Raw genomic sequence first — 12,260 nt, 5'->3', positions numbered from 1 at the left:
GTCCGCCGGATTCCCCGCCGAAAGCCTGTTTGATCAGCTCGGCAGGCTGCGTAGAGCCGGTTTGTGAATGCCGGGCTTTGTCCGTGTGCTGCTGTCCGCCGGATTCCCCGCCGAAAGCCTGTTTGATCAGCTCGGCAGGCTGCGTAGAGCCGGTTTGTGAATGCCGGGCTTTGTCCGTGTGCTGCTGTCCGCCGGATTCCCCGCTGAACGCCTGTTGAATCAGGTCAGCAGGCTGCATGGAGCCGGTTTGTGAATGCCGGGCTTTGTCTGTGTGCTGCTGTCCGCCGGATTCCCCGCCGAACGCCTGTTGAATCAGGTCAGCAGGCTGCATGGAGTGTGTACCATCTTTATGCTGCATTCGGCCTGAAACCATTCCGGAGATTTTCCGGCGGATTTCGGGTGATAAAGCTGCAATCAGAATCGATGATCCGATCAGCAGCGCTGTCGGGCTGACGCCGCTTTTTTTTCTGAACAAGTTAAATCCCTCCTCATTCAATTGATTACGTTTACCTTTCCCTTTCCTTCTGATATTTATCCAAACCGCTCAGAATGCAAACGGCGTGCATAAATCCCGCCGAATAGAAAAACCTATACGTAAAGTGAGAAAGGAGGAATTCACATGATAAAAAAGCAAGCAGTTATCTCTGCCCTTCTTCTGCCGATGCTGATTACCGCAGGGTGCAGTATGGGGAACCAGGGAGAAGGAAAACGAAATGACAACCGCACCCAGAATGTAAATTACCGCAACACGCCTAACGACGGTGCGACAAATATGAATACAGTGAACCGTCATAACCAAAACACCGATCACAATGACAATCGTAACCTGAGAGTGGCTGATAAAGCCGCCGACAAGGTGACTGATTTAAAAGAGGTTAAAAATGCGACTGTGATCGTTGCCGGAAACAGCGCTTATGTAGCCGTTGTTTTGACAAACGGACAAAAAGGCGCCATCGCCAACCATTTGAAAAATAAGATTACCGATAAGGTGAAATCGGCCGATAAACATGTCCGGACTGTATATGTATCAGCGAACCCGGACTTCGTTGAACGCATGCAAGGCTACGGAAAACGAATCCAAAACGGACATCCTGTATCCGGTCTGTTTGATGAATTCGGTCAAATGGTGCAGCGTGTATTCCCAAACCCCAATAAATAAATGAATGGAAAAGCCGCATTTGATGCGGCTTTTTTATTTTATCTGCCGTCACGACCCAGCGCTCCTGAGCATAAAGTAAAGAATGAGATGAAAATTGAAGGATCGGGGAGGGGAGCTTGTTTGCGTGACGGCATGGGGAAACGGGCGGCATTCACTCTGATCCTGTGCGGTGTCCTTGTCATATTGGCTGTCAGTTCAGCAGTTTCAGTAAGTATGATGTACGTCCTGTCAGGCCAAAACAGCCGCTCTGTTCCGACGATGGAACAAGTGACTGAACACATGAATAAAGAAATTTACAAACATACAGCGATTTACTATACGGCGGATGAAAAGCCGCTCTTGGATCTGACCAAGCTTACGCTGGACCACGCAAAGCGTATCAATCAAATCATTGTCGGCTATAAAGGTGCAGCGCCACTTGAACTCATTTTCTTTTCGGATGAAGCTGAAATGGAGCAATATTCAGGATTGAAAAATGTAGTCGGTTTTTATTCAGAACAGGAGCAGATGATGGGGCTTTTGCCTGAAGAGAAAAAACAGCTTTTGAAAAAAGATGAGCTGGCCGTTTTCATGTATAAGCAATTGATTATACATGAATATACACACTACGCGTTTCATCAAAAAACGCGGCAATTGGGGACGGATACGTTTGTATTTCCGCTTTGGTTTCATGAGGGGCTGAGCGAGTGGGTCGCGCATTATGATGTAGTCATTGATCCGATTGCATTTTCCGTCGTGCCGTTTGATCAATTAACGACCGACCGAAAATGGCAGAAATCGCGTATGGAATATGAAACAGATGTCTATTTACAAAGCTTCTATATGATAAAGGACTTAACCGAAACATTCGGAGAAGGCATTATCTTAACCATTATCAACAAAACCGCCGAAACACAGGATTTTGAAAAAGGCTTTGAAGCGGCTACGAAAGAAAGCCTGAAACAATTTGAACATGATTTCACAAAAGCATATGAAAAAAAGAAAACGGCATTGGAGAGTCAGGTTTCCAACGCCGTTTTTTAATCAATGGAGGTTTTGCTGCTGCTGTCCCATTTGTCCTTTAATCGGAGGCATTTGCGGCTGTCCCTGGGCCGGTGCAAATGAATTCAGCATGGTCTGCATATCTTGTGCATTGAGCTGAGGAACCTGATAATAACCGTGTTTATTTTGGTATAAGAAGATTTCAAACGCCATTTCGACATATTGCTGAATTTGGGCGGAGAGCACTCTTCTTGTGACGGGATTGGTCATTTCAAGCGAGCTCATCGTCAAGAGAGAAGCTTGAGCTTTAATCAGGCCGAGCATATGGCCGCTGATCCCGAGATCTTTGACATCATTTAATGATTGATTTGGTTTTTTCGGCTGAGTCGGTTTTATACCGTAGACGGCCTGGTTCTGTTCCTTCATCATATATGTTGACGTTTCCTGAGAAGGCTTTTGGCCGGTCTTAAAGCATTCTGCCGTCAGATTATAGAGTCCCAGAATGAATTGATACTGGCGGTCAAGGATGTCGGCCAGCTGCTGATCCTGTATAAACTGTCTGAGCATCATAAATTGATCCAAAACGCCGACTGTTCCGGCCAGCACTTCATGCATATCGAAAAGCTCATGTCCTCCGTGATTCACTTGCGGTGAACCCGGGATCCCCTGATTTACTGGCGGCTGCTGCTGATTCTGCTGCTGTTCCACTGGTTGTTTTCCTCCTTCATGTCAAATCATCATTAAGATGTGAAAAAAGCCGATCCGTTATACATCAAGACCTGTTTCGTTACGTGGGGATTATTTACTATTTTGCGCCAGTGAAGACAATCTTTACAAAAAAGTGATGTGATTTTTAAGAAAATAAGCTAACGTATTTCTTAGAAGACAGGGGGGGAAATGAATGAAGAAAATAAGGGGTATTCGTCTTTCGTGCTGTCTGCTGACGGTTTGTTTTATGATGTTCAGCGTGAAAGATGCGGAAGCAATCGGACAAGCAGGATCACTGAATGAAGCTGGAACGGATAAAGCGTATAAAGAACGGCAGACTGAAGACTCCGGCCGTGTCCCGCTCAGAATCATCAGCATGAATGATCTGCACGGAAAAATTGATCAGCAATATGAGCTTGACCTTAACGGAGACGGTAAACCGGATGGCACTTTCGGGCGAATGGACTACGCCGCAGCGTACATTAAAAAGGCGAAAGCCGAGAAAGAACACGCCTTTGTCGTGCATGCGGGCGATATGATCGGAGGCAGCTCTCCCGTGTCAGCCCTTTTTCAGGATGAACCGACAGTAGAATTGATGGAAGACATCGGTTTTGATGTCGGAACTGTCGGCAATCACGAATTCGATGAAGGAACGAATGAGCTTAAACGGATCATCAATGGAGGAGATCATCCGGACGGTAAGGGGACAAGCGGTTATGACGGCCAAAATTTCCCGCTCGTCTGCGCCAACTGTAAACTGAAGTCAGGGGAGTCCTTTCTGCCGCCGTATGAAATTAAATACATTTCCGGAATTCCGGTCGCATTTATCGGGGTTGTAACCAGATCGGCGGCAGGCATGGTCATCCCGGACGGAATTAAAAATATTACGTTTACGGATGAGGTAAAGGCTGTCAATGACGCCGCCGCTGACCTGAAGAAAAAAGGAATTAAAGCAATCGCCGTGCTCGCCCATATGTCTGCTGAACAAAATGGCTCAGCCATCACGGGAGAATCCGCAAAGCTTGCAAGCGGAACAGACTCAGAGATTGATGTGATTTTCGCCGCGCACAATCATAAAGTCGTAAACGGAGAAATCGACGGCAAGCTGATCGTGCAGGCATTTGAATACGGAAAAGCAATCGGAATCGCCGATCTTGAACTAGATAAAGAGTCGAAGGATATCGTGAAAAAATCAGCGGAAATCCAATATATCGATCAAAGTAAAATCAAGCCTGACCCGGCTGCGGCAGGCATATTAAGCAAATATGAAGAGAAAGTGAAACCGATTATCAGCGAAACGGTCGGGGAAGCGGCCCATGATATAACGGGCGGATATTCAAATGACGGCGACACGGCGCTCGGAAATCTGATTGCCGACGGTATGAAAGCGAAGATGAAATCCGATTTTGCGCTTATGAATGGAGGAGGCATCCGGGACGGCTTAAAAAAAGGGCCGATCACATGGGGAGACCTTTATAATGTACAGCCGTTCGGCAATGTGCTGACGAAGCTTGAAATCAAAGGAAAAGATTTGGGGGAGATCATTAACGCGCAAATTTCTCCGGTGTACGGTCCGGATTACAGCATCAGCGGATTTACCTATACATGGAACCCGGAAACCGGACAAGCGGTGGATATGAAAATGGCGGACGGGACAGACATACAGCCCGAAAAAGGATATACAGTAACAGTCAATCAATTTATGGCGACGGCAGCGGGGGCAAAATACGGTCCGATCGGGAAACTCGGCAAGAATCCGGTGACGGGGCCTGAGGATTTGGAAGCGACTGCAGACTATGTCAAAAGCTTTTCCGCACCGATTTCTTATCAGACCGACGGCCGCATCCGCACGGCATCAGCAGGCGAAACACCTGATGACACCGGCAATCAGCCGGGAAGCGGGGAAACACCGGGCGGCACCAGGCCTGATAAAGGAGAAAAACCTCAGGCGGAAAAACCCGCTAAAAAACCGGATGCAGCAGAACAGCCTGATCAAACCAAAAAACCTAAACGTCCTGTCGCAGAAGAAACAGCATCTGATACAGTGCAGTCAATTCCGGAATCCCGTGCGGCGTCTGCCGCAAATTCGGAACAAAGCACAAAACAGACTGAAAGCGGCACACAAAAAGGCCGCCCATTGCCTGATACTTCAGCGGGCAGCCATCAGACGGCATTGGCCGGACTGGTGATCACGGGTGCCGGCGTATATTGGCTTTTCAGAAAGAAAAGGGGAACCCGCACACGATGAACAAACTGAAACATATTCCGCTTCTCGTCATCATCGTCGGTATCATCATCACATGTTACGGAAGCTGGAAGATCATTGATTCACATATGAAAACGAACCAATCGCTTGAAGAAGCAAAAAAAGCAACAGAACCTGTCTTGGAAAAGAAAAAAACAAAAAGCGCTGTGCTGACACAGCGCAAAAAAGAATTCCACCCCGAAACGGGTGAGGCAAGCGGCATTTTAGAAATCCCTGAAATCGACGCTGAGCTCCCGATCGTCGAAGGGACTGACGCAGATGATTTGGCAAAAGGCGTCGGACATTATAAGGACAGCTATTATCCGGGCGATCACGGCCAAATTGTGTTATCCGGCCACAGAGACACGGTGTTCCGCCGGACCGGCGAACTGAAAAAAGGAGACAGACTGAACGTGATTCTGTCTTACGGCACGTTTTCTTATAAAATCAGCCGTACAAAAATCGTCAGCCGGGATGATACATCTGTCATCACCCTTCAGCACAAGCGGGAGGAATTGATCCTGACCACTTGCTATCCGTTTTCTTACATTGGAAATGCGCCGAAACGATATATTATATATGCCGACCCGGTTTAAGAAAAATACGTTTCCGTAAAATGAGCCAGATCAGCCGGCATCGGCGCCTCGGCAACGATTTCTTCTCCTGAGATCGGATGGACGACACTGACTTTTTTGGCGTGAAGCGCCTGCCTGTGAAACAGCGTCCTGCTTCCGCCGTACAGGTCATCGCCCGCCAACGGATGGCCGATGCTTGCCATATGCACCCTGATTTGATGTGTTCTCCCGGTTTCCAGTTCAAGCTCTGCCAATGTAAGCTGCGCACCGGGATGATAGCCTTTCACTTTGTAATGGGTGACGGCGGCTTGTCCGCCGGGTGAGACGCGCCGTCTGACGGAATGTGACCTGTCGCGGCCGATCGGCGAGTCAACTGTGCCTTTTTTAGGCGTCACTTTTCCTTCCGCCGCGGCGATATAGGTGCGTTTTAATGTTTTGGTTTCGAGCTGACGGTCAAGGATTGCATGGGCCAGGCGGTGTTTCGCGAAAACGACCGCGCCTGAAGTGTCACGGTCAAGACGGTGAACGTGGCGCACTTTCGCCTGCTCGCCGTTGATTTGAAAATGGTAAGCGATCAGGTTGCTGAGGGTGCCGGTCTGACCCTCTTCATTTGGATGAGTCGGCATTCCCGCCGGCTTATTCGCAATCAGCATATGATTGTCCTCAAATAAAATGTCCGGCTCTCCGTATTCCGGAATCACCGAGGAACCCGTTTTTTCCTGAAGATCAATGAATAAGCGATCTCCGGTTTTCAGTATGATGTTGTTTTTCGGTGATGTTCGATTCACCTGGATGCTTTCTTGGTTCATCCATTCCGTAATTACGGGTTTTGACGCCTGGAATTCAGATTTCAGGACTGAAAACAGCCATTGTCCGGCGTGCTTTTCCGTAATTAGGAGTTCCAGACCGCGGTCATTTTGTTTCATTTCATAAAGCTCCTTTTCAAGCGGAAAGCGGCTGTTTCAATAGGAAACACTTACCTTAGCTTTCGCGTTTTTTTCTATGCTATTCTTGATAAAGATTAAGGATATTCACATGGCAAGAAAGGTGATTGATGTGAGAATTGTGAACGCAGCGACTGATGGACAAGAAAGCGCGATACAAGAGCTTTCCTCTGAATTGTTTCAAAATGTCTTTCCTCTTTATTTCTCCGAACTGGAAATTCAGCGCTTTAAAAAAAGGGGCGTATTATCATTACAAAACCAAAGTTACCAAGGAACTTTAAAAGAAGCGTTTCAAATTATGGCTTGTCTGCAAACGGTACATATCATGCTGTCAAAGCCGCACCCGGTATATGACGTCAAAGAGCGGGCGCTGTTTGATAAAAATTGCACTTTGCTGAACGAATGCGGAATGAATTTTCCGTTTACCTATGATGATTTCGAGACAGGTGCCGGATCAGAAGCCTGCGGTCGCAGAAGGCTGATCTGACGGGTGTAAAGAGCCTTTTTACAGGCTCTTTTTTGCTTCTTTGACATGATACCACAATTTCTTTCCTCTAACTCCCTTTATAATGAGACAAATCCCCGAGCATAATAAATGTCGAAAGGGGTGCTTTACAATGAGTTCAATCAAACAATCAATGACTACCCACGTGGCTACCGTTTCTCCCAATCAAACGATCCAGGAAGCGGCTGCGCTGATGCACCAGCATAATGTCGGAGCGATTCCCGTCGTTGACGGAGGGGAATTAAAAGGAATGCTGACAGACCGTGATATCGCATTGAGAACAACGGCTCAAGGCCGCGACGGCCAAACACCTGTTTCACACGTGATGTCTTCTGCAGTTGTATCCGGAAACCCGGAAATGAGTCTTGAAGAGGCGTCACATCTGATGGCCCAACACCAAATCCGCCGCCTTCCCATTGTCGATCAAAATCATCTGGTCGGGATCGTTGCGCTTGGAGACTTAGCGGTCGATCAGCGTTCAAATGAGTCTGCGGGAGCAGCTCTTTCCAATATTTCCAGTCAAAACACACAGTAACGGATGAAGAGAGCTTGCACTCATGCAGGCTCTTCTTTCCGTCAGAATGTTACATTTTGAACGCGAAAGAAATTCACGGTATAGTGTATACATAGGTCAGTACGTTTAGCTAAAGGAGCTGTAACCATTGATAAAAGCATTAATCTTTGATTTTGACGGGTTAATTTTAGATACAGAAACCCATGAATATGAAGTGCTGCAGGAAATGTTTGAAGAACACGGTTCAACATTGCCTTTATCCGTCTGGGGAAAGGTGATCGGAACGGCCGCGGGGTTTAAGCCGTTCGCATATTTAGAGGAGCAGCTGGGAAGAAAGCTCGATCATGATGAACTGACGGCGATCAGGCGCGGGCGCTTCGAACAGCGGATGAAGACGGAAACGGCGCGTCCCGGGGTGGAGGCTTATTTAGCCGCGGCAAAAGAATTAGGATTGAAGGTGGGGCTCGCTTCCAGCTCAGATTTTAAATGGGTGTCGGGCCATCTGAAGGAATTAGGCCTGTTTGATGAATTTGAAGTGATTCAGACGGCTGACGACGTAGAAGAAGTGAAGCCGAATCCGGAGCTCTATCTGAAAGCTGCGGAACATTTAGGCGTTGAACCATCTGAATGTCTGGCCTTTGAGGATTCGGTCAACGGCTCAATCGCAGCTAAACGGGCCGGCATGAAATGTGTCATCGTCCCGAATAAGGTAACAAGCGCCCTGTTATTTGAAGAATACGATCACAGACTGGAATCGATGGCGGAAATGGAACTTGAATTACTCTTACAGCGATTGAACGATCAAAACGAACCGGCAGGGGGAAGCAGCATTGTCTGAGAAACTTGATCTGACCCGTTTTGAAAAGAAAATGGTCATACGGAATATGGAAGAGAAAGATATTAACAAAATTATTGAGCTGCAAAAGGATTGTTTCCCGGGGATGGAGCCGTGGGAGCCTGAGCATTTAATCAGCCATCTCGCGCACTTTCCGGAAGGTCAGTTTTGCGCGGAGTATGAAGGGGAAATTATCGGTTCATGCTCAAGCCTGATCATCAATTTCGATGAATATGATGACCGCCACACGTGGCAGGACATTACAGACGACGGTTATATCACGAACCACAACCCCGACGGATTGAATCTGTACGGGATTGAGGTAATGGTTCACCCGGAATACAGACGGATGAAAATCGGACACCGGCTGTATGAGGCGAGAAAAGACTTGGCGAGACGATTGAATCTGAAAAGCATCATTATCGGCGGGCGGATCCCGAATTATCATAAGTATGCGGAAGAAATGACGGCGAGAGCCTATGTCGAACAGGTGACGCGCCATCAGATTTATGATCCGGTGCTTTCTTTCCAGCTGATGAACGGATTTACGCTCATGCGGATCAATCCGAATTATCTCCCGGATGACACCGCGTCCATTAAATATGCGACATTAATGCAATGGAACAATGTCGATTACCTGCCGCAGTCAAAGCGTTATTACAAATCGGCATTTCCGGTGCGCATCTGTGTCATTCAATATGAAATGAAAAAGATTTACTCCTTCGAGGAATTTGCCAATCAGGTTGAATATTATGTCGATGTGGCTTCCGATGCGAGATCTGATTTCGCGGTATTTCCGGAGATTTTCACAACGCAGCTGATGTCATTTCTCGAGGAGCGTTCTCCTAGTCTGGCCATTCAGAGGATTACCGAATATACCGAGGACTATATCAGCCTCTTTACAGATCTCGCGGTGAAATATAATGTCAACATCATCGGCGGCTCCCACTTCGTTGAAGAAGAGGGGAAAATTTATAACATCGCCTACTTATTCAGACGTGACGGCACGATTGAAAAACAATATAAGCTTCACATTACGCCGAATGAGCGGAAATGGTGGGGCATCAGCGCCGGAGACAGGGTGCGCGTATTTGATACGGACTGCGGAAAGATCGCCATTCAGATCTGTTACGATATCGAATTTCCGGAGCTTGCGAGAATTGCCGCCGATCAAGGGGCGAAAATTATCTTTACGCCGTTCTGCACTGAAGACCGCCAAGGCTACTTGCGCGTAAGGTACTGCTCTCAGGCGCGAGCGGTTGAAAACCAAATTTACACCGTCATCTCAGGTACGGTCGGAAACCTGCCGCAAACAGAAAATATGGATATTCAATACGCGCAGTCAGCCATTTTTGCTCCGTCTGATTTTGAATTTGCCAGAGACGGAATCGTCGGTGAAACGAATCCGAATATCGAAATGGTCGTGATCGGGGACGTGGACCTTGAAATCTTAAGAAGGCAGCGTGAGAACGGAACCGTGCGCCAGCTGAAAGACCGGCGCAAAGATATTTACCGGATTACGCATCTGAAATAAAAAACGCCCGCTCCGCTTAAGGGGCGGGTTTTTTTATAAAAACACTTGCACCGGCCCCGGTTTCGGGATATGCTCTTGTAGCCCTTTCGCTTTCTGGGAGAAAGCGTTTTTTTAATTGCCGCCGCTTTATTGACTCGCCCATGCCGCGCCTTTATATTCTTATTAAGAGAAAAACTTCACCAAGAGAATCGGCGTCAGAAGCCGGGCAGCTTTCGATACAGTGCAATGATATTGAAAGGGAGATGAGCGGTGTGGAACATGTACAAAAAAATCAGTCACTCAAACAAAAGGATAAAGAGCTGATTTGGCACGCGATGAAAGGGGCGGAGCCGGATGACAGCATAATCGTCCAAAAAGGGGAAGGCGCCTGGGTTACGGATATTGACGGCAGACGGTATTTGGACGGCATGTCAGGCCTGTGGTGCGTCAATATCGGATACGGGAGAAAGGAGCTTGCCGATGCGGCTTACAGCCAATTGAAGGAGCTTCCTTATTATCCGCTGACCCAAAGCCATCAACCTGCGATTGAGCTTGCGGAAAAACTGAATGAATGGCTCGGCGGCGATTATGTGATCTTCTTTTCCAACAGCGGATCGGAAGCAAATGAAACCGCGTTCAAAATTGCCCGCCAATACCACATTGAAAACGGCGATCACAGCCGCTTCAAATTCATCTCCCGGTACAGAGGCTATCACGGCAATACGATGGGGGCGCTCGCCGCTACGGGCCAGGCGCAGAGAAAATATAAATATGAGCCGCTCTCACAAGGTTTTTTGCACGCGGCGCCGCCTGATCTCTATCGGAATCCCGGCGATGCCGTCACATTGGAAAGCGCGCATGAAATCGACCGGATCATGACGTGGGAATTAAGCGAAACGATTGCCGGCGTGATTATGGAACCGATTATTACAGGCGGAGGGATACTGATGCCCCCGGACGGGTATATGGCAAAGGTAGAGGACATTTGCCGCCGCCACGGCGCGCTTCTGATCAGTGATGAAGTCATTTGCGGTTTCGGCCGCACGGGAGAGCCGTTCGGATTTCAGCATTACGGCGTTTCACCGGACATCGTCACAATGGCAAAAGGCATTACGAGCGCTTATCTGCCGCTGTCGGCAACGGCGGTAAAACGGGAGATTTTTGAGGCGTATTCGGGCGGTGAGCCGTACGGCCGCTTCCGGCACGTGAATACATTCGGAGGCAATCCGGCAGCCTGCGCCCTGGCTTTGAAAAACCTGCAATTGATGGAGGACGAACATCTGATCGCCCGCTCCCGGGAGCTTGGAGAAAGGCTGCTCCGTGAGCTTGAGCCGCTCAGAGAACATCCGGCGGTCGGAGATGTACGAGGCAAGGGCCTTCTTACCGGCATTGAGCTCGTCAAGGACAAAATCACGAAGGAACCCGCTGATGCCGCCCTTGTGCAGCACGTCATCACCGCGTGCAGAGAAAAAGGCCTGCTTGTCGGGAAAAATGGTGATACTGTAGCGGGATATAATAATGTCATTCAGCTGTCTCCGCCTTTTTGCCTGTCGGACGAGGAGCTCTCTTTCATCATTTCGACCGTCAAGGAAAGCGTGCTGAGCATTGATTTTTAATGTAAAGGAGTAAAACATGAGTTTTCACAACCAGCAGATTCTACCGGCTATCCGGAACATGAAGCAATTCGATGCATTTTTAGAGAGTCCGTTCTTATACGGCGTCATTTTAGATATCCACCTTGGTCAATTAAAAGGTGTCGTGAATGAAGCAAAAAAACACGGAAAACTTCTGATGGTTCACGTCGATTTAATTCACGGCATTAAGCATGACGAATACGGTGCGGAGTTCATTTGTCAGGACATCAGACCCGCGGGCATCATTTCGACGAGATCATCAGTCATCGTCAAAGCGAAACAAAAGAAAATATACGCGATCCAGCGTCTATTTCTCTTGGATACGAGCGCCATGGAGAAAAGCATGGAATTCGTCGGAAAGCATAAACCTGACTTTATCGAGGTTCTCCCGGGCATTGTTCCGACTTTAATCAGAGAAATTAAAGAAATGACGGGGATTCCTATTTTTGCCGGCGGCTTCATCCGCACGGAGCAGGACGTTGAAAACGCCTTGCAGGCAGGAGCCACGGCCGTGACGACTTCAGACACCGAACTATGGGCTAAATATGAACATTCTATGACAAAAAAAGATTGACACCGCTTACACCCATTGTTACAATAGACCTAGGTTAATACTATGTGATGGAGATCCGGAGACCCACAACAGC

At 48.0% G+C, this 12,260-nt stretch carries 13 protein-coding genes; 10 read left to right on the top strand and 3 right to left on the bottom strand.

Annotated features, from left to right (window positions below):
* The coding region (locus tag ACWHAR_RS09705; RefSeq protein WP_323216987.1) for a hypothetical protein at positions 1-475 on the bottom strand (475 nt) is incomplete at its 3' end.
* A 144-nt stretch (positions 476-619) separates the two neighbouring features.
* Between ACWHAR_RS09705 and ACWHAR_RS09700 the strand changes: the two genes are divergently transcribed.
* Both ACWHAR_RS09700 and ACWHAR_RS09695 read left to right on the top strand, forming a co-directional pair.
* Positions 620-1,159: a YhcN/YlaJ family sporulation lipoprotein gene (locus tag ACWHAR_RS09700; protein ID WP_003155362.1), complete on the top strand. Its 540-nt coding sequence runs from the start codon at positions 620-622 to the stop codon at positions 1,157-1,159.
* Positions 1,160-1,279: 120 nt separating this feature from the next.
* Positions 1,280-2,182, top strand: a complete 903-nt coding sequence (locus ACWHAR_RS09695) for a hypothetical protein (protein ID WP_032875163.1) — start codon at positions 1,280-1,282, stop codon at positions 2,180-2,182.
* Here the strand turns inward: ACWHAR_RS09695 and ACWHAR_RS09690 are convergent, their stop codons facing one another.
* On the bottom strand, positions 2,183-2,848 hold the full coding sequence (locus ACWHAR_RS09690) for a spore coat protein (RefSeq protein WP_007610275.1): 666 nt from the start codon (positions 2,846-2,848) through the stop codon (positions 2,183-2,185). It lies immediately after the preceding gene.
* Positions 2,849-3,041: 193 nt separating this feature from the next.
* Between ACWHAR_RS09690 and ACWHAR_RS09685 the strand changes: the two genes are divergently transcribed.
* Complete coding sequence (locus ACWHAR_RS09685; RefSeq protein ID WP_032874228.1) at positions 3,042-5,096, top strand: 5'-nucleotidase C-terminal domain-containing protein; 2,055 nt, start codon at positions 3,042-3,044, stop codon at positions 5,094-5,096.
* Positions 5,093-5,689, top strand: a complete 597-nt coding sequence (locus ACWHAR_RS09680; RefSeq protein ID WP_032874231.1) for a class D sortase — start codon at positions 5,093-5,095, stop codon at positions 5,687-5,689. The genes ACWHAR_RS09685 and ACWHAR_RS09680 overlap by 4 nt, the downstream gene beginning before the upstream one ends.
* Here the strand turns inward: ACWHAR_RS09680 and ACWHAR_RS09675 are convergent.
* Positions 5,686-6,594 carry an RluA family pseudouridine synthase gene (locus ACWHAR_RS09675; RefSeq protein ID WP_032874233.1) on the bottom strand — a complete coding sequence of 303 codons (909 nt, stop codon included), beginning with the start codon at positions 6,592-6,594 and terminating at the stop codon, positions 5,686-5,688. The genes ACWHAR_RS09680 and ACWHAR_RS09675 overlap by 4 nt on opposite strands.
* Positions 6,595-6,703: 109 nt before the next feature.
* Here ACWHAR_RS09675 and ACWHAR_RS09670 point away from each other — a divergent pair, with 109 nt between their 5' ends.
* The 6 genes from ACWHAR_RS09670 (at position 6,704) to ACWHAR_RS09645 (ending at position 12,187) form a co-directional block, all read left to right on the top strand.
* Positions 6,704-7,099, top strand: coding sequence for a DUF5365 family protein (locus ACWHAR_RS09670; RefSeq protein ID WP_032874236.1), 396 nt, complete (start codon positions 6,704-6,706; stop codon positions 7,097-7,099).
* A gap of 130 nt (positions 7,100-7,229) precedes the next feature.
* Positions 7,230-7,652 (top strand): CBS domain-containing protein, encoded by a 423-nt coding sequence (locus ACWHAR_RS09665; RefSeq protein WP_007408449.1) that lies wholly within the window; start codon positions 7,230-7,232, stop codon positions 7,650-7,652.
* 127 nt (positions 7,653-7,779) lie between these two features.
* A complete protein-coding gene (locus ACWHAR_RS09660) occupies positions 7,780-8,469 on the top strand; it encodes an HAD family hydrolase (protein ID WP_003155347.1) in 690 nt (229 codons plus the stop codon).
* Positions 8,462-10,000, top strand: coding sequence for a bifunctional GNAT family N-acetyltransferase/carbon-nitrogen hydrolase family protein (locus ACWHAR_RS09655; protein WP_007408451.1), 1,539 nt, complete (start codon positions 8,462-8,464; stop codon positions 9,998-10,000). Before ACWHAR_RS09660 ends, ACWHAR_RS09655 begins: the two co-directional genes overlap by 8 nt.
* Positions 10,001-10,242: 242 nt before the next feature.
* On the top strand, positions 10,243-11,595 hold the full coding sequence (locus ACWHAR_RS09650) for an aspartate aminotransferase family protein (protein WP_087920791.1): 1,353 nt from the start codon (positions 10,243-10,245) through the stop codon (positions 11,593-11,595).
* A 16-nt stretch (positions 11,596-11,611) separates the two neighbouring features.
* Positions 11,612-12,187, top strand: coding sequence for a glycerol-3-phosphate responsive antiterminator (locus tag ACWHAR_RS09645; protein WP_007610287.1), 576 nt, complete (start codon positions 11,612-11,614; stop codon positions 12,185-12,187).
* Positions 12,188-12,260: the final 73 nt, after the last annotated feature.

It is taken from the genome of Bacillus sp. LR--39 (assembly GCF_053613335.1).
Note: the sequence above shows the minus strand (reverse complement) of the source record. Positions and strands in the feature narration are given on the sequence as shown.